The sequence below is a fragment of the Pararhodobacter sp. CCB-MM2 genome, assembly GCF_001691415.1.
Lineage (GTDB): Bacteria > Pseudomonadota > Alphaproteobacteria > Rhodobacterales > Rhodobacteraceae > Pararhodobacter.
In genome coordinates, this window is sequence record NZ_LRRR01000011.1 from 53,147 (window position 1) to 74,961 (window position 21,815).

The 21,815-nt window shown below is 65.7% G+C and carries 19 protein-coding genes, 1 tRNA gene and 1 riboswitch; of the genes, 12 read left to right on the plus strand and 8 right to left on the minus strand.

Features of this window, described 5'->3' with window-relative positions; all coding sequences use genetic code 11:
- Positions 1 to 306: 306 nt before the first annotated feature.
- Positions 307 to 1,725, plus strand: a complete 1,419-nt coding sequence (locus BCY78_RS12680) for a hypothetical protein (RefSeq protein ID WP_068302334.1) — start codon at positions 307 to 309, stop codon at positions 1,723 to 1,725.
- 534 nt (positions 1,726 to 2,259) lie between these two features.
- On the opposite strand, the gene BCY78_RS12685 is transcribed toward BCY78_RS12680, so the two are convergent.
- A tRNA-Ser gene (locus BCY78_RS12685) sits at positions 2,260 to 2,349 on the minus strand.
- Positions 2,350 to 2,662: 313 nt separating this feature from the next.
- On the opposite strand from BCY78_RS12685, the gene BCY78_RS12690 reads away from it, so the two are divergent.
- On the plus strand, positions 2,663 to 4,168 hold the full coding sequence (locus BCY78_RS12690; RefSeq protein ID WP_068302336.1) for a Do family serine endopeptidase: 1,506 nt from the start codon (positions 2,663 to 2,665) through the stop codon (positions 4,166 to 4,168).
- A 76-nt stretch (positions 4,169 to 4,244) separates the two neighbouring features.
- Here the strand turns inward: BCY78_RS12690 and BCY78_RS12695 are convergent, their stop codons facing one another.
- Both BCY78_RS12695 and BCY78_RS12700 read right to left on the minus strand, forming a co-directional pair.
- On the minus strand, positions 4,245 to 5,042 hold the full coding sequence (locus BCY78_RS12695; RefSeq protein ID WP_068302339.1) for an endonuclease/exonuclease/phosphatase family protein: 798 nt from the start codon (positions 5,040 to 5,042) through the stop codon (positions 4,245 to 4,247).
- Positions 5,042 to 5,602, minus strand: coding sequence for a gamma-glutamylcyclotransferase family protein (locus BCY78_RS12700; RefSeq protein ID WP_068302342.1), 561 nt, complete (start codon positions 5,600 to 5,602; stop codon positions 5,042 to 5,044). Before BCY78_RS12700 ends, BCY78_RS12695 begins: the two co-directional genes overlap by 1 nt.
- Positions 5,603 to 5,734: 132 nt before the next feature.
- Positions 5,735 to 5,833: riboswitch (glycine riboswitch) on the plus strand.
- Positions 5,834 to 5,991: 158 nt separating this feature from the next.
- Between BCY78_RS12700 and gcvT the strand changes: the two genes are divergently transcribed.
- From gcvT to BCY78_RS12730, 6 genes are read left to right on the plus strand one after another with little or no spacing between them, the layout of a single operon-like run.
- Entirely contained in the window at positions 5,992 to 7,080 is a 1,089-nt protein-coding gene (gene gcvT, locus BCY78_RS12705; RefSeq protein WP_068302344.1) for a glycine cleavage system aminomethyltransferase GcvT, read from the plus strand.
- Between the two features lie 11 nt (positions 7,081 to 7,091).
- Complete coding sequence (gene gcvH / locus BCY78_RS12710; RefSeq protein ID WP_068302347.1) at positions 7,092 to 7,451, plus strand: glycine cleavage system protein GcvH; 360 nt, start codon at positions 7,092 to 7,094, stop codon at positions 7,449 to 7,451.
- A gap of 4 nt (positions 7,452 to 7,455) precedes the next feature.
- Complete coding sequence (locus BCY78_RS12715) at positions 7,456 to 7,821, plus strand: VOC family protein (RefSeq protein WP_068302349.1); 366 nt, start codon at positions 7,456 to 7,458, stop codon at positions 7,819 to 7,821.
- Positions 7,814 to 8,293, plus strand: coding sequence for an SRPBCC domain-containing protein (locus BCY78_RS12720; RefSeq protein ID WP_068302352.1), 480 nt, complete (start codon positions 7,814 to 7,816; stop codon positions 8,291 to 8,293). Before BCY78_RS12715 ends, BCY78_RS12720 begins: the two co-directional genes overlap by 8 nt.
- Positions 8,294 to 8,320: 27 nt before the next feature.
- Positions 8,321 to 11,161, plus strand: coding sequence for an aminomethyl-transferring glycine dehydrogenase (gcvP, locus tag BCY78_RS12725; RefSeq protein ID WP_068302355.1), 2,841 nt, complete (start codon positions 8,321 to 8,323; stop codon positions 11,159 to 11,161).
- Between the two features lie 55 nt (positions 11,162 to 11,216).
- Positions 11,217 to 12,107, plus strand: a complete 891-nt coding sequence (locus tag BCY78_RS12730) for a ketopantoate reductase family protein (protein ID WP_068302358.1) — start codon at positions 11,217 to 11,219, stop codon at positions 12,105 to 12,107.
- On the opposite strand, the gene BCY78_RS12735 is transcribed toward BCY78_RS12730, so the two are convergent.
- A complete protein-coding gene (locus BCY78_RS12735; protein WP_068302361.1) occupies positions 12,104 to 12,844 on the minus strand; it encodes a glucose 1-dehydrogenase in 741 nt (246 codons plus the stop codon). The genes BCY78_RS12730 and BCY78_RS12735 overlap by 4 nt on opposite strands.
- A 149-nt stretch (positions 12,845 to 12,993) precedes the next feature.
- Between BCY78_RS12735 and BCY78_RS12740 the strand changes: the two genes are divergently transcribed.
- The 3 genes from BCY78_RS12740 to BCY78_RS12750 all read left to right on the plus strand — a co-directional run bounded on the left by BCY78_RS12740 (position 12,994) and on the right by BCY78_RS12750 (position 16,308).
- A complete protein-coding gene (locus tag BCY78_RS12740) occupies positions 12,994 to 14,031 on the plus strand; it encodes an LLM class flavin-dependent oxidoreductase (RefSeq protein WP_199523152.1) in 1,038 nt (345 codons plus the stop codon).
- A gap of 158 nt (positions 14,032 to 14,189) precedes the next feature.
- Positions 14,190 to 15,410, plus strand: coding sequence for an MFS transporter (locus BCY78_RS12745; RefSeq protein WP_068302367.1), 1,221 nt, complete (start codon positions 14,190 to 14,192; stop codon positions 15,408 to 15,410).
- Positions 15,411 to 15,723: 313 nt separating this feature from the next.
- Positions 15,724 to 16,308 (plus strand): invasion associated locus B family protein, encoded by a 585-nt coding sequence (locus BCY78_RS12750; protein ID WP_158515935.1) that lies wholly within the window; start codon positions 15,724 to 15,726, stop codon positions 16,306 to 16,308.
- 18 nt (positions 16,309 to 16,326) lie between these two features.
- Here the strand turns inward: BCY78_RS12750 and BCY78_RS12755 are convergent, their stop codons facing one another.
- The 4 genes from BCY78_RS12755 to BCY78_RS12770 are packed head-to-tail and all read right to left on the minus strand — an operon-like array spanning position 16,327 to position 20,626.
- Entirely contained in the window at positions 16,327 to 17,535 is a 1,209-nt protein-coding gene (locus BCY78_RS12755; protein ID WP_068302373.1) for a beta-ketoacyl synthase, read from the minus strand.
- A 2-nt stretch (positions 17,536 to 17,537) separates the two neighbouring features.
- Positions 17,538 to 17,825, minus strand: a complete 288-nt coding sequence (locus BCY78_RS12760; protein WP_068302376.1) for an acyl carrier protein — start codon at positions 17,823 to 17,825, stop codon at positions 17,538 to 17,540.
- Between the two features lie 15 nt (positions 17,826 to 17,840).
- The gene (gene lpxD, locus BCY78_RS12765; RefSeq protein ID WP_068302378.1) at positions 17,841 to 18,947 is read right to left on the minus strand and encodes a UDP-3-O-(3-hydroxymyristoyl)glucosamine N-acyltransferase; all 1,107 of its coding nucleotides are present in this window, start codon (positions 18,945 to 18,947) and stop codon (positions 17,841 to 17,843) included.
- A 53-nt stretch (positions 18,948 to 19,000) separates the two neighbouring features.
- Positions 19,001 to 20,626, minus strand: coding sequence for a murein L,D-transpeptidase (locus tag BCY78_RS12770; RefSeq protein ID WP_083195008.1), 1,626 nt, complete (start codon positions 20,624 to 20,626; stop codon positions 19,001 to 19,003).
- Between the two features lie 539 nt (positions 20,627 to 21,165).
- On the opposite strand from BCY78_RS12770, the gene BCY78_RS12775 reads away from it, so the two are divergent.
- Positions 21,166 to 21,735: a DUF882 domain-containing protein gene (locus BCY78_RS12775; RefSeq protein ID WP_068302381.1), complete on the plus strand. Its 570-nt coding sequence runs from the start codon at positions 21,166 to 21,168 to the stop codon at positions 21,733 to 21,735.
- Positions 21,736 to 21,815: the final 80 nt, after the last annotated feature.

Consider the following 21,815-nt stretch of genomic DNA (forward strand, 5'->3'; position numbering starts at 1 on the left):
TTTTCCGCTATGGAAGCGGCATCTCCAATATGACGAAAGTGACGAAAGTGACGGTGCGCGCCATTTCATCCTACGGAAAACACTAGTTTTCCCATGATCTGATCTCCTGAATCGATAAATGTAGAAACTCTCACTTTCGTCACTTTCGTCACCAATTGGGACCGCTCCAGCCACAAGCTGGGGCGGATTTTTTTTGGGGTGTGAAGAACCATGCCCGCGGAAGAGCGCGCTGGGGGATCACGGCAAATGCCGTGTTCCTTGCTCCGGGTTCCCTTCCTTTACACTCCCAAATCCAGGAAACTCCTCATGCAGAATATCTATGTCTACGACACCGAAGCAACAGGCGTGCACACTCGGTTCGATCGCCCTTTTCAGTTCGCAGCCTGTACCTACGATTCCGACGGAAATCGGCTACGTGTAACCAACTTGCGCGGGCGCCTTCCCCGCTATGTGCTCCCCGATCCGGAAGCGCTTCTCGTCACCGGGCAGACCATCTCTCGGATCCAAAGCAGCTCGCTTTCGCACTACGAGTTCATCGGACGCGTCCATGCCGACATTCTTGCTAACGCTCCCTCCGTTGTCATGACCTTCAACGGGTTGAGCTACGATGAAGAACTACTCAGACACAGCTTTTTCGGAAATCTTCGCGCACCCTACGTCACCCAAACGCACGGCAGCGAGCGAGTCGACCTACTGGTCATGGCGCGGGCTATTGCAGCCCTTTCCCCTGGTTCCTTCACCGTACCTCGTGGTTCCGACGGCAAGCCGTCCTTCAAGCTCGAGGCTCTCTCCTCGGCGAATCGCACCGGCCGCTACAACGCGCATGACGCTCTTGGTGACGTGCAGGCTACCATGAACCTTGCGATACGCATCTGGAACAGTGCACCCAAAGCTTGGGACCTCTGTGCTCGCAACCGGCGAAAGCGCGAGGTGCTCTTCATGCTGAAGGCGCGCGAGCCTTTGGTTCAGGTGAGTTGGGACTACGATGCAGGAACACCGCTGATCCGGTCTATCCTGCCCATCATGGCCGACCGGACAGATCCCAACTCGTGGCTTTGTGTGGTGCTAGGGAACGACGCAGACCGAGTTCTTCAGATGGACGTTGCAACCCTTGCGGAGCAGCTTTCGAACAAAGGAAGGAATCCGGTTCTGGTTCGCGTCAAGGCAAATACAACACCGATGGTGTTTCATCGCGCGACGGTGGAAAACCTTGTTTCGATTCCGTTGCTCGACACACGCTTGATTGACCGAGTATCGGTCGACGCCGCTTTCGCCTTTCGGCTGGCGGCTGCAGCCGATCGCGTCCGGTCTTCGTTCGGCCCCCCTGAGCATGTCTGTGAGCAGCTTTATTCCGGAGGGTTCTTCCCCACCCTGACAGACCGTCCAGCTTTGGACGCTTTTCACAAGGGCTCACCCGCAGAGAAATGGGAACGAATCGCCGACCTTAAGGATCCAAGGGCTCGTCATCTCGCTCGCTGGATGGTGTGTTCAGAGTGGCCCCAGGTCATCCCCGTGCGTGAGCGCCGGGAAATCCAGAAAGAATTCGCTGACCACTTGCTTCGCGACGAAGCGCCATGGACCACCATCCCGAGTGCGTTGCGAAAGATCGACGAGTTGGAGAACGATCTTGCAGGCCCTCGCCGGGCGGCTCTAGCGGAGTATCGGCATTACCTTCTCAATCGCCAAGATGCCGCAGTCGACCAAGCCGGTATGGTTCGAGGCTAAGTCATAGTCAAACTGCGCACCGGTGTCTGTGCTCCATCAGGGCGCCCGACCCACAGCGGTCTCAGCCTCGGTGCATCCGGGGGCTGAAATCTCTTGTATTCAGGGCTCCAAGTTCAAGCCTTGAAGCGCCCCGGACCTAAAGACAAAACGGTGTCCAAACTCCACCTAAAGGTACCCTGAAACTTGCTGAATACAGCCGCGTGCAGCTCTATCGTCAGATCTGCATCACTATGTCCACTCAGGTCTTTGTTGATCCAGATACAAACTGAACTACACAAGGACGATCGGTACTCGCCTCACCCGCCTGCCCTGCACCTGAAACATGATAACCACTGAGGCCCAACTTTTTGCCTAAAGGGACCCTAAAGGCCAGGTGCGCCGTGAGATGAACAAGGGTTCCGGAAGGTGGAGCCTCGAGCAAGCGCCCTGCAGTGGTAGCACTTGGGCCTGGCTCAGATTGGGGGACAGAATGGGGGACGGCTGGACTCAGAATGCCGAAAATACAACCCAAAACAATGCTTTATATGGATTGTGTGGCGGAGACGAAGGGATTCGAACCCTCGAGACGGTTCCCCGTCTGCACCCTTAGCAGGGGTGTGCCTTCGACCACTCGGCCACGTCTCCGTCGTCCCGTATATTGTCCGTGATCCGGAAGGACAAGAGGGTTTCCACCCTCGCCAAGAAGGAGTTCCGGCACGTCGCTGCGCCCGAAAAAACCTCCCTTCACAGCGACTTCGATAGGATTGCGGCGTGCGAGAGCTGTGCGGCGGATGAAATGTCGCCTGCCAACATCGCGCTCCTCTCAGGTCCGTCACGCAGGCTTCACCTTCGCTTGAAAGCGCCAATGCGGGTTTGCACTCGCCGACAATGCTCCTAAGTTCGGGAATGCCCCCGGGCGAGGGACCCGGGGTCTTCAAGCATTCAAGGGGAAATCAACATGACGCATCACCAGGCGAGCGCCCCCCGCGCTCAGGCGCCTCGCGCAATCGCTCTTGCGCGGACCGCGCCGGGCTGGATCGCGCTGCGCTGGCTGAACTTCCTGGGATTGGTGCTGCTCGTGGCTGCCATGGCGCTGCCCCTGCAGGCGCAGGACCGTCCCGTCAGTTTTGCCGACCTTGCCGATCAGGTCAGCCCGGCAGTGGTGAACATCACCACTTCGACGACCGTCGCGGCCAATCTCGATCAGACCATGCCGCAACTCCCCGAAGGCGCCCCCTTCGAGGATTTCTTCAATGACTTCTTCAACCGCAACGGCCGTCAGCAGCCGCGTCCGCGTCAGAGCCAGGCTCTGGGCTCGGGCTTCGTGATCTCGGCCGATGGCTTCATCGTCACCAACAACCACGTCATCGAAGGTGCCGATGAGATCGAGGTCGAGTTCTTCGACGGCACCCGCCTCGACGCCGAGCTGGTGGGCACCGATACCGCCACCGACATCGCGCTGCTGAAGGTGGAAAGCGATCACGAACTGCCCTTCGTCAACTTCGGCGACTCGGCAGCGGCCCGCGTGGGCGACTGGGTGCTGGCCGTCGGCAACCCGCTGGGTCAGGGCTTCTCGGTCTCGGCCGGGATCGTTTCGGCCCGTGGCCGCGCGCTGCAGGGCAATTACGACGACTTCATCCAGACCGATGCCGCCATCAACCGCGGCAACTCGGGCGGCCCGCTGTTCAACATGGGCGGCGAAGTGATCGGCGTGAACACCGCGATCCTGTCGCCGAACGGCGGCTCGATCGGCATCGGTTTCGCCATGTCCTCGCATGTCGTCGAGCGCGTGGTGTTCCAGCTGCGCGAATACGGTGAGCCCCGTCGCGGCTGGCTGGGCGTGCGCATCCAGGACGTGACCGCCGATGTGGCCGAGGCCCTGAGCCTGCCCGCCGCCCGTGGCGCGCTGGTGACCGAGGTCATGGATGGCCCGTCGCGGGCTGCCGGTGTTGAATCCGGGGACGTGATCCTCAGCTTCGACGGCTCGGAAGTGGCGGACACCCGTGATCTGGTGCGCCGTGTCGCCGATGCCGGCGTGGGCCGCGAGGTCGACGTGACCGTGTTCCGCGATGGTCAGGAAGAGCAGCTGAAGATCACCCTCGCCCAGCGCGACGAAGAGCGTCTGACGCCTGCGTCGGGCTCCAGCCAGGCACCGGATGCCGTCGAGCCCTCGACGATCCTGGGCCTCGACGTGGCCCCGCTGACCGAGCAGATGCGCACGGATATGGGCCTTGAGCCGGGCATCAACGGCCTCGTGGTTCGCGGTGTCGAGCAAGGCTCGGATGCCGAGGCGAAGGGCCTGCGCGCCGGTGACGTCATCACCGAGGCCGGCCAGCAGCCGGTGACCTCGGTCGCCGATCTGCAAACGGCGCTCGATGGGGCCCGTGATGCCGGTCGTCGCACGCTGCTGCTGATGGTCCGTTCGGGTGGCGACCCGCGCTTCGTGGCCGTCTCGATCGAATAACCGCCCATCAGAGGCGATACCTCGTGACTTGAGAGCCGGGCCTTCGGGCCCGGTTTTTCTTTTGCGGTGAGGGATCTTAGAACTCCAGCACCAGCGGACAGTGGTCGCTGATTTCGGGTTCGTAGAGCACGTCGAAATGCTGGACATCGATGGTGTCGCTCACCAGCAGGTAATCCGCGAAACGGCCGGGCTTTCTGTAGCTGGCGGTGCGCGTGCCGGGGAAGCCGCCCTCGGTCACCAACTCGCGCAGGCCCAGCGCTTTCAGGCGTTTCAGGGTCTCGCTCTCGGGCTCGACGTTGAAATCGCCGCAGACGATCAGCCCGTCGCCGGGTTCGCGCAGGCTCTCGATCAATCCGATGAGCCGCCCCACCTGCGCTGCACGCTCGGGCGTGTCGGCTTTGCCCGCGGCGGGGTCGCGCAACCCGTGCATCTGGGCCACCACGACTGGCCGCCCCTCCGCCCAGACCCGGACCACATGCGCGGGACGCGAGCGAGGGTGGTCGCCATAGCCCTCCGCCGAATAGCCCTTGTGGACGAAGCCTTGCACCTGTCCGATCACCGGCACCGTGTCGCGCACAAGCGTCGCCAGCCCCCAATGCGAGGGCACCGTCTGCTCCCCATCCCACAGAACTCCTGTCGCCGCAGGGCAGAAGGTGGCGACATGCCCCGGCAGCGCCGCGCGCAGATCGTCGAGCATCCGCGCGCGTTGCGGCAGGACATGCGCGCCGTCGCGGTATTCTAGCCAATCCTGCGCGGCCTCGGGCGAGTGGATGACCTCCTGCAGACAGAGGATATCCGCCGTCTCGGCCCTCAGCCACGCGATCAGCGCCTCATGCAGCGTGCCGCCCCAGGCGTTGAGGCAGACCAACCGCATCAGATCACCGTGACGCGGTATTCCGCCAGCTTTGCGTCGACAAAGGCAGTTTCCTCGGGCGTCAGCACCTGAGCGCGGGGATAGCGCGGCGCGGCGCGGTCATCGAGCACCGGCGTGTCCCAACCGTCCGTGGTGGCGAAGAAATCATGGGCGCCCTGTTCGCCGAATTCGCGCAGGTAGCCCTGGATTACCACGTCCAGATAGCTCATCAGGATCGGCGCGGGATCGTCCTGGATCACCATCGTGCGCACCGGCACGGCATAGACCTGCGCCGCCAGCGCCGGATCGCCCTCCACCACCAGCCCCGAGGGGATCGCGTGGCGGTCATAGCCCTCCTCGCGCAGATCGAGCGCGGCCCAGTCGCCGCCCGGCACATGCGCGACCAGCCCGTCGATCACCGAACCCTCGTCGCGCACCCCCGTCAGGAAGGGCGTGACCCGGCCTTGCGTGTGCTTCCACGCCCGTCGCCAGCCGGTCAACCGGGCGCGATAGGCCGGGGTGTAGATATGGGTCAGCCGGTTCACCAGCGAGCCGTAGCCGAAGAAGAAGGGTTCGCTCATGTCGGAAACTCCCGTGTTTTCCTAAAGGGATGCCCCTTGGCGCGGCGGGCTTCAAGGCCTTGTTCCGACCCGGTGCATACCTTGGTGCACGAGGGGGCTTGCCAGCCCCGTGTCGCTGTTGCTATCGAAAGCGTCGTGAACACGGGAGAATCTGGCGGGCTCCACCCCCGCCGGTGCCGAAGGAGCAACCGCCCCGGTAAACTCTCAGGCGCAAGGGACCGCGTTCACATCTGGAACTCTGGAGAGTGGCCTTCGGGCCCGCCGAAGGGATAACGATCTCAGGCGCCCTATGCGGTATCGACGCAGGGCAAAGACAGAGGGGGCACCAACAGGCGCAGGATTGCGCCATGACTGGTGCCGGTCATCCGACCGGAGACGGAGGGGACGGAATGACCGATCTACGGGTGACATGCCTATACGATTTGCATCTCGAGCTGGGGGCCAAGATGGTGCCCTTCGCCGGCTACGAGATGCCGGTGCAATACAAGCTCGGCGTGATGGGCGAGCATCTGCACACCCGCGCCAAGGCGGGGCTGTTCGATGTCTCGCACATGGGGCAGGTGATCCTGCGCGCCCCCGCTGAAGCGCTTGAGGCGCTGGTGCCGGTGGATGTGCATGGCCTGCCCAAGGGCCGCCAGCGCTATGCGCTTTTCACCAATCCCGAGGGCGGGATCCTCGATGACCTGATGGTCGCCAATCGTGGCGATCACCTGTTCCTCGTGGTCAATGCAGCCTGCAAGGAAGCCGATATCGCCCATCTGCAGGCCCATCTGCCGGGCGTGGAACCGGTGACGGATCGCGGCCTCATCGCCCTGCAGGGCCCCGCCGCCGAGGGCGCGCTCTCGGCTTTGGTGCCGGGCGTTGCGGCGATGCGCTTCATGGATGTGGGCATTTTCGACTGGAACGGCACCGAGCTGTGGATCTCGCGTTCGGGCTATACCGGCGAGGATGGCTATGAGATCTCCGTGCCCGAGGACCGGGCCGAGGACCTCGCCCGCACCCTGCTTGCCGATGAGGCGGTCGAGGCGATTGGTCTCGGCGCGCGGGATTCGCTGCGGCTGGAGGCCGGGCTGTGCCTCTATGGCCATGACATCGACACCACGACCTCGCCCATCGAGGCCGGGCTGAACTGGGCGATCCAGAAGCGCCGCCGGCTTGAGGGTGGTTTCCCCGGTGCCGACCGCATCCAGCGCGAGCTGGCCGAGGGGCCCTCCCGTCTGCGCGTCGGCCTTCTGCCCGAGGGCCGCGCACCGATGCGCGAGGGCACGCCCCTGTTTGCCGCCGAGGACGCCGCCGAGCCCGTCGGCGTGATCACCTCGGGCGGCTTCGGCCCCTCGCTGCAGGCCCCCATCGCCATGGGCCACCTGCCCAAAGATCTGTCGGCCCCCGGCACGCCCGTCTGGGCCGAGGTCCGCGGCAAGCGCCTGCCGGCGCGCGTCACCCCCCTTCCCTTCCGTCCCTCCACCTACCGCAAATGAGGTCCAAGGCCATGAAATTCACCGAAGAACACGAATGGCTCCGCGTCGAAGGCGATCTGGTCGTCGTCGGCATCACCGAACATGCTGCCGAGCAGCTGGGCGACGTGGTCTTCGTCGAACTGCCCGAGCCCGAGACGCAGGTCGCCAAGGGCGACGAGGTCAGCGTGATCGAATCCGTCAAGGCGGCCTCGGACATCCTCGCGCCGCTGGATGGCGAGATCGTGGCCGTGAACGAGGCGCTCACCGACAACCCGGCGCTGGTCAATGACGACCCGATGGGCGAGGGCTGGTTCTTCAAGATGAAGATCGACGATCTCTCGGCCCTCGACGATTACATGACCGAGGACGAGTACAAGGATCACATCGGCTGATCCCATGGCGGTGCTGGCAATCGTTCCCAACCTGCCCGCGCGCGACCCGGCGGCCTTGGCCCGGTTCTACCGGGCGGTCTTCGGGCTGAGCGTCGATTTCGACATGGGCTGGATCGCCTTCCTCGGCGATCCCGCGCAGGCACGGGTGCGGTTGCAGCTGGCCAGCGAAGGCGGCTCGGGAACCGAGCTGCCGGCGATCTCGGTGCTGGTCGACGACCTCGACACGGCGCTCGCCGCCCTGCGCGCCACGGGGGCCGAGCCGGTCTATGGCCCGGTGCAGGAGCCCTGGGGCATCCACCGCTTCTTCCTGCGCGACCCCGAGGGCAACCTCGTCAATGTCGCGCAGCATCGGGAGGGCGGCGATGCGTGAGACCCCGGCCTATGACCCCGCGCGCCGCGACCGCGCCGAGCGTCTGATCGACGCCCCGCCTGAGGCTTGCTTCAACGCCTGGACCGAGGCCGAAACGCTCGCCCGATGGCTGCCACCACAGGGCGCCGTGGGCGAGATCGAGGCGCTCGATCCCGTGCCCGGCGGCGCGCTGCGGATGGTGCTGCACTTCACCGACGGCGCCAAGGGCAAGGCCGGCGCGCATCACGACGTGGTCCGCGCGCGCTTCGTCAGCCTCGAGGCGCCGCATCGGCTGGTCCTCGATGTCGACTTCCCCAGCCTCGATCCTGCCATGGCCGGCACCATGCGGATGGATTGGCGCTTCACCCCTGAGGGCGCGGGCACCCGCGTCCTTGTCGAGGCCACGCGGGTCCCGCCCGGCATCGACCCCGACCAACATGCGAAGGGGCTGGCCTCCTCGCTCGACAATCTCGCCCGGGTCGTCGCGCCCTGAGCGCGCGCCTGATGGATGGAGCCCCCGATGACCTATACGCCCAGCAGCTACGATCCCTATGATTTCGCCAACCGCCGCCATATCGGCCCCTCGCCCGCCGAGATGGCCGAGATGCTGGCCGCGACCGGCTGCCAGACCCTTGACCAGCTGATCGACGAGGCCGTTCCCCCCTCGATCCGGCAGGACGACCCGCTGACCTGGGCGCCGCTCTCGGAAGGCGGGCTGCTCGCGAAGATGCGCGAGGTGGCCGAGAAGAACACGGTGATGACCTCGCTCATCGGTCAGGGCTATTACGGCACGATCACGCCCCCGGCGATCCAGCGGAATATCCTTGAGAATCCGGCGTGGTACACCGCCTACACCCCCTATCAGCCCGAGATCGCGCAGGGCCGGCTGGAGGCGCTGCTCAATTTCCAGACCATGGTGGCGGATCTGACCGGGTTGCCGGTGGCCAATGCCTCGCTTCTAGATGAATCCACCGCCTGCGCCGAGGCGATGGTCATGGCCCAGCGCGTCGCCAAGTCGAAGGCCAAGGGCTTCTTCATCGACGATCAGTGCCATCCGCAGAACATCGCCGTGATGAAAACCCGCGCCGAGCCGCTGGGCATCGAGGTGATCACCGGCAAGCCCGAGGACATGGACCCCGCGCAGGTCTTCGGCGCGATCTTCCAATACCCCGGCACCCACGGCCATCTGCGCGACTTCACCGACACCATCGCCGCGCTGCACGCCGCCAAGGCCGTGGCGATCATGGCGACCGACCTGCTGGCGCTCTGCATGATCAAGGAGCCGGGCGCGATGGGCGCAGATATCGCGGTTGGCTCCGCCCAGCGCTTCGGCGTGCCGATGGGCTATGGCGGCCCCCATGCCGCCTTCCTCTCCTGCGCCGATGCCCATAAGCGGCAGATGCCGGGGCGTCTGGTCGGCGTCTCGGTCGATGCGCGCGGCAACAAGGCCTACCGGCTGGCCCTGCAGACCCGCGAGCAACATATCCGGCGCGAGAAGGCGACGTCCAACGTCTGCACCGCGCAGGCGCTGCTGGCGGTCATGGCTTCGATGTATGCCGTCTTCCACGGCCCCGTCGGCCTGCGCGCCATCGCCGAGCGGGTGCACTTCATGACCGAACGCCTCGCCCGCGCGCTGAAGGCGGCTGGCGCCCGGGTCGAGCCTGAGGCTTTCTTCGACACCATCACCGTAGAGGTCGGCGTGGGGCAGGCCGGTATCCTCGCCGCCGCGCGGCAGGAGGGGCTCAATTTCCGCAAGATCGGCATGCGCCATGTCGGCATCGCGCTGGATGAGACCACCGACGAGAATGTCCTGCACCGTGTCCTGAAAGCTTTCGGCATCGACGGCGTGCCCCCGCATCGCGCGCATCTGGGCTTCCCGGCCAGCTTCAAGCGCGAGACGAACTACCTGACCCATCCGATCTTCCACATGAACCGCGCCGAGAGCGAGATGATGCGCTATATGCGCCGCCTCTCGGACCGAGATCTGGCGCTGGACCGGGCGATGATCCCGCTCGGCTCCTGCACGATGAAGCTGAACGCCGCGGCCGAGATGATGCCGATCACCTGGCCCGAGTTCGGCTCGCTGCACCCGTTCTGCCCGCCCGATCAGGCCGCGGGCTATCACGAGGTGATCACCGACCTCGCCGCGAAGCTCTGCGAGATCACCGGCTATGATTCCATGTCGATGCAGCCCAATTCGGGCGCGCAGGGGGAATATGCGGGACTTCTGACCATCCTCGCCTATCACCGCGCACGGGGCGACGATCAGCGCAAGATCTGCCTCATTCCGATGTCCGCGCATGGCACCAACCCGGCCTCGGCGCATATGTGCGGGATGGATGTGGTCGTCGTGCAATCCTCGCCCAATGGCGACATCGACGTCGAAGATTTCCGCGACAAGGCCGCGAAGGCCGGCGACCAGCTCGCCGCCTGCATGATCACCTATCCCTCGACCCATGGCGTGTTCGAGGAAACCGTGCGCGAGGTGTGCAAGATCACCCATGAGCATGGCGGGCAGGTCTATATCGACGGCGCGAACATGAACGCGATGGTCGGTCTGGTGAAGCCCGGCGAGATCGGTGGCGATGTGAGCCACCTGAACCTGCACAAGACCTTCGCGATCCCGCATGGCGGCGGCGGCCCCGGCATGGGTCCGATCGGCGTGAAAGCGCATCTTGCGCCCCATCTGCCCGGCCATCCCGAGACCGGCGGGTCTGAGGGTCCGGTGTCCGCCGCGCCCTATGGCTCGGCCTCGATCCTGCTGATCAGCTGGGCCTATTGCCTGATGATGGGCGGCGCAGGTCTCACGCAGGCGACGCGGGTCGCGATCCTCAACGCGAACTACATCGCCTCGCGCCTGTCAGGGGCCTACAAGGTGCTGTTCATGGGCAATAAGGGCCGTGTCGCGCATGAATGCATCCTCGATACCCGCCCCTTCGCCGAAGCCGGCGTCACGGTCGAGGACATCGCCAAGCGCCTGATCGACAACGGTTTCCACGCGCCGACCATGAGCTGGCCGGTGGCCGGCACGCTGATGGTGGAACCCACGGAATCGGAGACCAAGGCCGAGATCGACCGTTTCATCACCGCCCTTCTCGCCATCCGTGCCGAGATCACGGCGGTCGAGAATGGCGAGATCAGCGCTGAGGCCTCGCCCCTGCGCCATGCGCCGCACACGGTCGAGGATCTGGTGGCCGACTGGGACCGCGAGTATTCGCGCGAACAGGGCTGCTTCCCGCCGGGCTCGTTCCGGGTCGACAAATACTGGCCGCCGGTCGGCCGCGTCGACAACGTCTATGGCGACCGCAACCTGTTCTGCGTTTGCCCGCCGCTCTCGGACTACGCGCAAGCGGCCGAGTAAGGGCTTGAACCTGCCGCCTGTCCGGTCCACCTCAAGGGCCGGACAGGAGGAATATATGGCTAGGATCGCGATTTTCGGGGCGGGCGCCGTCGGTTGCTATTATGGCGCAATGCTGGCCAAGGCGGGCGAAGAGGTCGTGCTGATCGGCCGCCCCGCGCTGGTGCAGGCGGTCGACGAACGCGGCCTGCTGCTGGAAAAGGGCGGCACGGTTGAAACCGTCACCGTCGAGGCCAGCACCGACCCCGCCGTCGTCGCGGGCGCGGAACTCGTCCTCATCTGCGTCAAATCCCCCGACACTCAGGCCGCCGCCGAGGCCGTGAAGCCCCACCTTGCGCCCTCGGCCACCGTGCTCAGCCTGCAAAACGGCATCGGCAACGCCGCGATCCTGACCGAGGCCCTCGGCCGCCCCGCCCTGCCCGCTGTTGTCTATGTCGCCGTGGGCATGGCCGGTCCGGGCCATGTCGCGCACAAGGGCCGGGGTGAGTTGGTCCTCGGCGAAGGCCCCGGCGCCGAAGCCGCGAGCGCGCTCTTCAACGCCGCACAAGTCCCGACCGAGGTCTCGCCTCAGGCCGAAACCGCGCTCTGGACCAAGCTCACCCTCAACTGCGCCGTCAACGCGATTTCCGCCATGACCCGCCAGCCCTATGGCGTGATGGCCGCCCGGCCTGAGGCCGAGGCCACCTTCGCCCAGATCGTCCATGAATGCCGCGCCGTGGCCGAGGCCAGCGGCATCACCCTGCCCGCGGACATGCTGGCGCAGGTCATGGGCATCACGCGCTCGATGGCCGGGCAGCTGTCCTCGACCGCGCAGGATGTGATCGCCGGCAAACCGACCGAAATCGCCATGCTGAATGGCGAGATCGCCCGCCGCGGCGCGGCTTTGGGGATCGACACGCCGCTGAACCGCGCGCTGGCGATGATGGTCGGGCTGGTCGAGCCGCGCTAGATACAGCGCCCGCCGTCGACCTCCAGCCCCACGCCGGTGATCAGGCTCGCCTCGTCCGAACACAGGAACAGCGCGGCATTGGCCAGATCCTGCGGGGTCGAGAACCGGCCCATCGGGATCGTCGACAGGAACTTCGCCCGCATCTCGGGCGTGTCCTCGCCCAGAAACGACGGCAGCAGCGGCGTCTCGCCCGCCACCGGGTTCAGCGCGTTGACCCGCACGCCGAAGGGCGCCAGCTCCACCGCCATCGCCTTCGTCGCGGTGATCATCCAGCCCTTCGAGGCATTGTACCAATTGAGCCGCGGGCGCGGGCTGACCCCGGCGGTCGAGGCGATGTTCAGGATCGCCCCGGTGCCCCGGTTCTTCATATGCGGCACGATATGGCGCGCGGTCAGGTAGACCGACTTCGCATTGACCGCCAACACCCGGTCGAACTCGGCCTCGGTCACATCCTCCATCGCGGCCGGCAGATGCGTGACCCCTGCGTTGTTCACAAGGATATCGATCCGCCCCAGCGTTGCTCGCGCCGCCGCCACCATCTCGGCCACGCTCGCGTCGTTCGCAACGTCGACCTTCTGCGCCACGCCCTCGACCTCGGCGGCCACGGCCTCGGCGCCCGCGAGGTTGATGTCGGCGACCATCACCCGCGCCCCTTCCTCGGCGAAGCGGCGCGCGATGCCCGCCCCGAAGCCGGACCCTGCACCGGTGATCACCGCCGTCTTGCCTGCCAATCTCATGCGTTCCTCCCCCTTGGCCTCTCCTCCACCCCAGCCTGCGCCCCGCGCCCGCTATGGGGCAAGCCCTTTGTGAATTGATGCACAACGCCCATGCGCCGCCGCGCCTTTACCGCGCAAGGCGCTGCGCCTACCTGTGTCGCAACAAGGAGATGAACATGAGCGAGATTTCCCTCGGCCTCGACACTTTCGGCGACGTCAGCCTCGGCGCCGATGGCCAGCTGAAACCCATGGATCAGGTGCTGCGCGACGTCGTCGAGGAAGCCGCCTATGCCGACGAGCTCGGCATCGACTTCATCGGCCTCGGCGAACACCACCGCGACGATTTCGCGATCTCCTCGCCCGAGATCGTGCTGGCGGCCATCGCCGGGCGCACCAAGCGCATCAAGCTGGGCACGGCGGTGACGATCCTGTCGACCGACGACCCGGTGCGCGTGTTCCAACGCTTCTCGACCCTGAACGCGGTGTCGAACGGCCGGGCGGAGCCGATCCTCGGGCGGGGCTCGTTCACCGAAAGCTACCCGCTGTTCGGCTATGACATGGCCGATTACAACGACCTGTTCGAAGAGAAGCTCGAGATCTTCTCGCGCCTCTTGCATCAGGACACGGTCAGCTGGCAGGGCCGCACCCGCGCGCCGTTGCAGAATGTCACCGTATACCCGCCGCTCGGCCAGAAGATGACCACCTGGGTCGGCGTCGGCGGCAGCCCGGAATCGGTCATTCGCGTCGCGCGCCAGGACCTGCAGCTGATGCTGGCGATCATCGGCGGCGATCCCCTGCGCTTTAAACCCTATGTCGAGCTCTACCACCGCGCGGTCGAGCAACTGGGCACCCCCGCCCGCCCGATCGGCATCCACTCGCCCGGCCTCGTTGCCAAGACTGACGAGGAAGCGCGCGAGCGCCTCTGGCCGCATTACGCCACCAATTTCGGCCGCATCGGCCGCGAGCGTGGCTGGGGCCCGATGAGCAAGGACAAGTACCTCGCCGAGGTCGCCCATGGCGCGCTGTTCGTGGGCTCGGTCGAGACCGTGGCCCGCAAGATCCACCGCGCCGTCAAGGGTCTGGGCGTGCAACGCTTCGACATCAAATACACCACCGGCCCCGTCCCGCATCACGAGAACATGGAGACCCTCAAGCTCTATGGCGAGGAGGTCATCCCGATGGTCAAGGACATGCTGAACGGCGGCTGATCGCCCCCTCACCTTGTCTTAAATACTCAAACGACGCCCCCGCCCCGCGACACCGCCGGGCGGGGGCGCTCCGTTTCGGGCGTGACCCGGTGCCGCAACTGCTTCATTCGTGAACTTTACCGCTTCCCATCGCGCAAGGCCCGCGCTACGCCAAGCGCATGAGCACCGCAGCCCCCCTCCCCGACAATCGCCGCGCCAAGCGCAACGTGACCGTCCTCGTCGCCGCGCAGGCGATCTTAGGGGCGCAGATGCCGATGATCTTCACCACGGCGGGCCTTGCCGGCCAGTCGCTGGCGCCGAACCCCTGCTGGGCCACGCTGCCCATCTCGGCGGCCGTGTTGGGCTCGATGCTGTCGGCGACGCCGATGTCGGCCTTCATGCAGCGCGCGGGCCGTCGCTGGGGCTTCGTGTTGGGCTCGATGGCCGGTGCCCTCGGCGCCGCGATCGGCGCGGCCGGCCTGCTCTATGGCCAATTCTGGCTCTTCGTCCTGGGCGCGCTGTTCACCGGCGTCTACATGTCGGGCCAAGGCTTCTACCGCTTCGCCGCCACCGACACCGCCTCGGACGACTTCAAACCCAAGGCGATCAGCTACGTCATGGCGGGGGGCCTGCTTAGCGCCATTGTCGGGCCGCAGCTGGTCAAGGTGACCTCGGACGCGATGGTCGTGCCCTTCCTCGGCACCTATCTGGGCGTGATCGCGGTCAACCTGATCGGCATGTGGCTCTTCGCCTTCCTCGACATCCCCAAGCCGCCCGCGCCGGTCAAGGGCGCCGCCTTGGTCGGCCGGTCGCGCGGCCAATTGCTGCGCGAGCCGATGATCGTCGTGGCCATCATCTGCGCGACCGTCAGCTACGCGCTGATGAACCTCGTGATGACCTCGACGCCGTTGGCGGTCGTGGGCTGCGGCTTCCAGACCTCGAACGCCGCCGACATCGTCTCGGCCCACGTTCTGGCCATGTATGCGCCCTCGTTCTTCACCGGGCACCTGATCGCCCGCTTCGGCGTCGAGAAGATCATCGGCCTCGGTCTGGTGATCCTGGCGGGGGCCGGGGCCGTGGCACTCTCGGGCGTCGAGTTGAGCCACTTCTTCGGCGCGCTCGTCTTGCTGGGCATCGGCTGGAACTTCGCCTTCATCGGCGGCACGACGCTGCTGGCCCGCGCCCATTCCGCGGCCGAGCGGGGCCGGATCCAGGGCGTGAACGACGCCATCGTCTTCGGCGGGGTGACGGTCGCCTCGCTGTCCTCGGGGCAGCTGATGAACTGCTCGGGCTCGGACGTGGAGACCGGCTGGCAGCTGGTCAATCTGGCGATGCTGCCGTTCCTCGTTCTGGCCGGCGGGGCGCTGATCTGGCTGGCAATGCGGCCGAAAACGGCCTGATTGGGTCGCATACTGCCCATAGGATCGGCGCCTTGCCCGTTTTTTCGTCGCTGCATCGCGGCATCGAACAGTGACGCCAAACGCGCGAAAACGCGCCCGATTCTCTGTTGACGCACTGATTTTTTCTGCCTAGCGTCGCTTTCAATAAGTCGGCCAGTCCGACAGGGAGCAAAAAAGTCGGAAGGGGTCCAGCTTGCGGGCCCCTTTCGCTTTTTCGTCATCGGGCCCTTTGCGCGCGGATTTTCCCCTGACTTGGCAAGGCGATCATGCTACCCCCGGTGCCAACGAACACGCACCAGAGGATGCTTCCATGATGTTCCGTACTGCCCTGGTTTCGGGTCTGACCGCCGCCACCCTGCTGGCCGCCCCCGCCTTTGCCCAGCAGGCCACCTCGCAGGCCGAGGCCGAGGCCACCGCCCCGGTTGTCGCCGCGACCCATGCCGACTGGCAGATCATCTGCTCGCCCGAGGTCGAAGGTCAGCCGCAGCAATGCGAGATGTACCAGCTGCTGGAAGACAGCAACAACGCCCCGATCGCCGAGATCAGCATCGCCGCCCTGCCTCTGGGCGCCGAGTTCTCGGCCGGTGCGACGGTGACGACGCCGCTGGAAACCTTCCTGCCGACCGGCATGGGCTTCGCCATCGGCAACAGCGAACAGATGCGCGTCGAGGGCTTCCGCGTCTGCACCGTGGTGGGCTGCGTGGTCCGCATGGGCCTCTCGGCCGAGGAGATCGACCAGATGAAGGCCGGCTCCAGCGCGACGATCCGCATCGCGCCCTTCGTGGCGATCAACCAGCCGGTCGACATCAACGTCTCGCTGTCGGGTTTCACTGCCGCCTATGACGACCTGCAGACCCGCCTTGCCGAGGCTGCCGCCGCCGCACGGTCGGGCCAGTAAGCTCAGGTCGGGAAAGGATCAGCCTGCCCGCTTCAACGCGAGGCAGGCGTTCATCCCGCCAAAGGCAAACGCATTGGTCAGCGCCGCGTCCACTTGGGCGCGGCGCGCCTCGTTCGGGACCACGTCAAGGCCCAGCACTGCCGGGTCCTCTTCCCGCCAGCCGGCCGTCGGCGGGATCACCCCGTCGCGCAGGGCCGAGATCACCGAGAGCAATTCCACCGCCCCGGCCGCGCCCAGCAGATGCCCGTGCATCGACTTGGTCGCCGACACCGGCGGCGGGGCGTCAAAAACCCGGCGGATCGCCTCGGCTTCCGAGCGGTCATTCGCCGCGGTACCGGTGCCATGCGCGTTGATATAGCCGATGGCCTCGGGTGTAAGATCCGCATCCGCCAGCGCGCCCTGCATCGCCCGCGTGGCCCCGTCGGGGTCCGGCAAGACGATGTCGCCTGCGTCCGAGGTCATGGCGAAACCCGCCACCTCCGCAAGGATCGGCACACCGCGTGCAACGGCCCGGTCCCAATCCTCGAACACGAAGACCGCCGCGCCCTCGCCCTGCACCATGCCGTTGCGGCTGGCGCAGAACGGCCGGCAGCCATCGGGCGACATGACGCGCAGGCCCTCCCACGCTTTTAGCCCGCCGAAGCACAGGGTCGATTCCGCGCCGCCGGCCAGCATGACATCCGTCGCGCCCGACCGCACCATCTGGAAGGCCAGCCCCATCGCGTGGTTGCTGGAGGCGCAGGCGGTCGAGACGGTGAAGCTGGGGCCCTTGAGCCCATGCCGCATCGCCAGATGCGCGGCGGCGGCGTTGTGCATGAGCTTCGGGATGGTGAAGGGATGCACCCGGTTCTTGCCCTGCGCATGCACGGCCCGGTAGCTCTCGTCGATGGTGTTGTAGCCCCCGCCGCCGGTCCCCAGCACCACGCCTGCGCGCAGCGCCTCGGCCTCGCTCAGCTCCAGCCCGGCCTCGGCGATGGCCTGCCGCCCGGCCTCGACGGCAAATTGCACGGCGCGGTCGTAGAGGGTGACTTCCTGCCGGGTGAAACGGTCCTCGGGCACCCAATCCTTGATCTGCCCGCCGATCTTCACCGAAAGGCGGTCGATCTCTTCGAAGTCCATGGGGCCGATGGCCACCCGCCCCGCCGTCAGCGCCGCGAGGCTTCCTTGTACATCAAGCGCCAGCGCGTTGACGGTTCCGGCTCCGGTGATCGCAACGCGCCTGCCCATGATCAGCCGCGTTGCTCGCGCACGAGCCGCGACACCGCCGCGCAGACCGAACCGACGGTGCCGAGGTCCAGCCCGGCGGCGTCGGGGTCATTGGCGTTGAAGGGGACCTGCACGTCGAAATCTTCCTCGATGGCGAAGATGATCTCGGCCATGCCAAGGCTGTCGATCCCGAGGCTTTCGAGCGTCATCTCTAGGGTCAGCCCCGAGGGTTCGCGCAAAGCCTGCGCGGCGAGGATCGCGACGACCTTGCGTTGAAGGCCATCCTCGAGGGTCAAGAAATTGCCGTCCATCCTGTCATCTCCTGATCAAGGGGCATCGTGGCCCCCCTTTTCCAACAGGTTCTTGACAGTTTTCTGAAGCTCGGCGATTTGCGCAAGCATTCTCGGCAATCTTCTTTGCGCTTTATAGATATCGACGTGCAAATCCATGCGCACGGCGGGCGATCCCATCAACACCCGACCAGCCGGCGCGTTGGAATTGACGACCGAGCCACCGCCCACGACCACGTCATCGCCGACGAAAATGTTGTCCACGACACCGACCTGCCCGCCCAGAACCACGCGGTCGCCCACGCGCGTCGAACCACCGACGCCCACCTGAGCGCAGAGCAGGCAATCTTCGCCGACGACGACGTTGTGCCCGACCTGCACGAGGCTGTCGATCTTGGTGCCGCGACCGATCCGCGTGTCCCGGATCGTGCCACGGTCAAGGCTGGCGTTGGCTCCGACCTCGACATCGTCGCCGATGGTCACGGCCCCCAGCGAATGGATGCGTTGCCAGGCCTGTTTCTTCGTCTCGCCCGGACGCCCGAGGGTCGCGCGGGCTTCCTCGACCCGTGAGCGCTCCTCGGTCACGAAGCTGAAGCCATCGCCGCCGATTGCCGCGCCGGGCTGTGCGACGAAACGGTGACCGATGGTCACGCGCGCACCGATCTTCACACCGGGCAGGATCAGGGCATCGTCGCCGATGGTCACGTCGACACCGATCGAGACCTGCTCGGCGATCCGCGCGCGCGCGCCGATGCGGGCGTTGCGGCCGATGACGGTGAAGGGGCCGATCGAGGCGCCCTCGCCGATCTCGGCGCTGGGGTCGATGACGGCATGCGGAGAGATGCCGGGATTGAGGCCCGGACCCGGATCGAAGGCCTGCGTCAGCCGGGCCATGGCCAGCCGTCCGCGCGGGGCGAAGATCGCGGCCTGAAGCCCCATCGCCTGCCAATCGGCGCCTTCCCACAGGATCGCGGCGCGGGCGCGGCCCTTGGACAGCCCCTCGGCATAGCGGGGGTCCATGCACATGGCCAAATCGAAAGGACCGGCGAGGGCCGGTTCGGCCGCGCCGGTCACGGTCAGCTCGCCTGCCCCCTCGAAACGTGCCTGAAGCACCTGGGCGATCTCAGCGATGCTATGCTGCATGGGAAAACCTCCGGGCGGGCGCCGGGATCAGGCGCCCGCCCGGTGTAGCGCGCTCAGGCGCCCACTTCCACCCCGGCCGCCACCAGTGCGTCATAGATACGCGCATCACGGCCGTAGACGTCGTTGCGATAGTTCATCTGGCCGGTCACCGAGGTATAGGCGGTGCGGTAGACCAGATGGACCGGGATCGGCGTCACCAGCGGCACGCGCGTCAGGCGACCGGTGCGCTGGATCATGTGGTAGTAGCTGACGGGATCGTCTTCCTGCACGGCGAGCAGCGCGTAGGCGAACTCGCGCGGATCGGCCAGACGGACGCAGCCATGCGAATAGGCGCGGGTCTCGTGGCTGAACAGCGAGCGCGACGGGGTGTCGTGCAGATAGATCGCGTATTGGTTGGGGAACATGAACTTCACTTCGCCCAGCGCATTGCCCGGCCCCGGCGGCTGCTGCACGTCGTAGGGCAACGTCTGCGGCGAGTAAGCCGCAAAGTCGACGTATTCACGCGGCACCACGCGACCGGCATTGTCGATCAGGTTCAGGTGACGAGCCCCGCCCGAGGACAGAGCGCCCCAATACTCCCCGATGATCGAACGCGGCAACGTCCAGGTCGGGTTGATGTCCATGTATTCCATCATGTCCGAGAATTCGGGCGTCTGGTTCTGACGCGAACCGATGACCGAGCGGGTCTCGAAGGTGACTTGGTCGAAATCGACGACGCGGACGACGAAATCCGTCAGGTTGACCCAGACGTGGCGGTCGCCACGCGGGATGTTCAGCCAACGCTCGCGCTCCTGCGCGACGGTGATGGCACGCAGCCGCTCCTGCGGGTCGGTATTGATGGCGCGGATTGTGGCGTTGCCCGCAACGCCGTCGGCCTCAAGCCCCACCGATTCCTGGAAGGCCCGGACGGCCTGTTGCATGACCGAATCGTAGCTGCCGGTGGCGATGCGCGGCATGAAGCCCTGGGCGATCAGCCGGTTGCGCAGCTGGATCACGGCCTGACCACGGTCACCCGGCGCCAGCGAGCCGGCCTGAACCTGCGGGCCCCAACCGCCTTGGGCGATGGTCTGCACCAGCTCCTGACGGGCACGATACAGACGCGCGTATTCCGGCGAGGACGGCGCGAGGTTGCGGATGAAGGCAATCGGCTCGGCGCCCGCGAAGTCGCGCATCAGCTCTGACGGATCGAGGCGCGGCAGCTCGCGCACCATCATTTCACGGTCGATGGAGCGCGGATCGATCAGGCCGCTGTGGATGTCGTTGGCATATTGCAGGAAGACCATCGAGGCCCGGGCTTCGAGCAAGCCGCGATCCCGCTCGGTTTCCACGGCCGAGAAAGCCGCCAACAATCCATCGAGGTCATAACGCGCTTCCGGCAGGCCGTGCTCACCCACACGCGACAGCGCACTCACAAGCGCGGTGCGGCGCGTGGCGTCTTCGGCGCTGGTCCAGATCGGACGGTAGCCGTTCTCACGATAGAAGGTGGACAGCGCCTGATTCTCGGCCACGCCTTCGGCCAGAGCCTGACGGAAGGCGGGGAATTGCTGCGCCTGCACCGGGAGCGCGACCACCCCGGCGATGAGGGCGGGTGTCATCCCGGCCATGCCAAGGGCCAGCGCCGTGACGGTGGCCCGCAGTCGCGACCGCAGAGCCGACGCCCGGTGATCCAGCTTTACCATTCTCAGTCTCCCACTGTCATAAGCCCGGTTTCGCAGCAAAGGGGCCCATCATCAGTATGGGTCGTCCGGCGCCGCGCTCGGGTTCACATAATTGTGCCAAGATCGCATTTGCGGGGTCGATTCACAACTTGGAGACCCCACCGATTCCGCGACAAACGCCCCGAGTCGCCCTTCGGTTCCCACAAAAGCGGCAGCTGCCCCGCAAAATGGCGCTCGCCACGCAGTCGAACGCCCCTCAGCGACGCTCAATGGGCACGAAAACGACCATCTAAGCCTTTGATAAATAACAAAGTCATACACCATTAAGACAATTTCAGCAGATTCCCGCCTATTTTCGGGTCAGACGACCTGTCCACCCGAATCCGGACTTGGGCGACGCGCAGGCTTGTGGCATAGAAGCATCACGAAGAAAAAATCGCTTCATCGCTTGATGCCACAAACGGCGTGCGGCCAGTCCGCGAGAGAACCCAGAAGGGGATTAAGCATGAACCAAAGCCGACAAGGCAACCCGCTGAACTTGGGAATGGGACAGGACGATAATGACTTCCTCGGTTGAGACCGGATTTTCCCGGCGTGCTCTGCTTGGCGTTTTCGCCGCGACCGCCGTCACCGCTGCCCCCACGATGTCGAAAGCCTCTTTCTTCAACCGTGGCGCTGGCGACATTCGCCGCCTGAAGATGTACTCGGGCCATTCGGGTGAACGTATCGACGCGATCTACTGGATCGACGGCGAATATGTCCCCGAGGTGCTGGACGAGGTGAACCACTTCTTCCGCGACTGGCGCAACGATGCGCTGCACCGCATCGACACCCGCACCGTGGATATCCTGACCGCCGCGCATAACCTGCTCGACGTGTCGGAACCCTACATGCTGCTCTCGGGCTACCGTTCGCCCGAGACCAACGCGATGCTCCGGGCCCGTTCGTCGGGCGTGGCGCGCAACTCGCGGCACATGGTCGGCCAAGCCGCCGACGTGCGCATCAACGGTCGTTCGGTGAACCAGGTGGCCCGTGCCGCCCTGGCCTGCAACGCCGGTGGCGTCGGCCGCTACTCGCGCTCGAACTTCACCCATATGGATTGCGGCCCCGTCCGCACCTGGGGCGGCTGAGCGCCGAAACATCGAGAGTTCCAGAACCCCGCAGCCTCTCGGTTGCGGGGTTTTTCTTTGCCCAAATGCGCCCTGTCGTC

Bases quoted from the DNA above. Each gene is read 5' to 3' on its own strand.
- lpxD (WP_068302378.1), bottom strand. From the start codon at position 18,947: ATGCAGCATAGCATCGCTGAGATCGCCCAGGTGCTTCAGGCACGTTTC.
- BCY78_RS12735 (WP_068302361.1), bottom strand. From the start codon at position 12,844: ATGAGATTGGCAGGCAAGACGGCGGTGATCACCGGTGCAGGGTCCGGC.
- BCY78_RS12740 (WP_199523152.1), top strand. From the start codon at position 12,994: ATGAACATGAGCGAGATTTCCCTCGGCCTCGACACTTTCGGCGACGTC.
- BCY78_RS12775 (WP_068302381.1), top strand. From the start codon at position 21,166: ATGACTTCCTCGGTTGAGACCGGATTTTCCCGGCGTGCTCTGCTTGGC.
- BCY78_RS12690 (WP_068302336.1), top strand. From the start codon at position 2,663: ATGACGCATCACCAGGCGAGCGCCCCCCGCGCTCAGGCGCCTCGCGCA.
- BCY78_RS12715 (WP_068302349.1), top strand. From the start codon at position 7,456: ATGGCGGTGCTGGCAATCGTTCCCAACCTGCCCGCGCGCGACCCGGCG.
- BCY78_RS12695 (WP_068302339.1), bottom strand. From the start codon at position 5,042: ATGCGGTTGGTCTGCCTCAACGCCTGGGGCGGCACGCTGCATGAGGCG.
- BCY78_RS12680 (WP_068302334.1), top strand. From the start codon at position 307: ATGCAGAATATCTATGTCTACGACACCGAAGCAACAGGCGTGCACACT.
- BCY78_RS12720 (WP_068302352.1), top strand. From the start codon at position 7,814: ATGCGTGAGACCCCGGCCTATGACCCCGCGCGCCGCGACCGCGCCGAG.
- BCY78_RS12760 (WP_068302376.1), bottom strand. From the start codon at position 17,825: ATGGACGGCAATTTCTTGACCCTCGAGGATGGCCTTCAACGCAAGGTC.
- BCY78_RS12730 (WP_068302358.1), top strand. From the start codon at position 11,217: ATGGCTAGGATCGCGATTTTCGGGGCGGGCGCCGTCGGTTGCTATTAT.
- BCY78_RS12755 (WP_068302373.1), bottom strand. From the start codon at position 17,535: ATGGGCAGGCGCGTTGCGATCACCGGAGCCGGAACCGTCAACGCGCTG.
- gcvT (WP_068302344.1), top strand. From the start codon at position 5,992: ATGACCGATCTACGGGTGACATGCCTATACGATTTGCATCTCGAGCTG.
- BCY78_RS12770 (WP_083195008.1), bottom strand. From the start codon at position 20,626: ATGGTAAAGCTGGATCACCGGGCGTCGGCTCTGCGGTCGCGACTGCGG.
- BCY78_RS12745 (WP_068302367.1), top strand. From the start codon at position 14,190: ATGAGCACCGCAGCCCCCCTCCCCGACAATCGCCGCGCCAAGCGCAAC.
- gcvH (WP_068302347.1), top strand. From the start codon at position 7,092: ATGAAATTCACCGAAGAACACGAATGGCTCCGCGTCGAAGGCGATCTG.
- gcvP (WP_068302355.1), top strand. From the start codon at position 8,321: ATGACCTATACGCCCAGCAGCTACGATCCCTATGATTTCGCCAACCGC.
- BCY78_RS12750 (WP_158515935.1), top strand. From the start codon at position 15,724: ATGTTCCGTACTGCCCTGGTTTCGGGTCTGACCGCCGCCACCCTGCTG.
- BCY78_RS12700 (WP_068302342.1), bottom strand. From the start codon at position 5,602: ATGAGCGAACCCTTCTTCTTCGGCTACGGCTCGCTGGTGAACCGGCTG.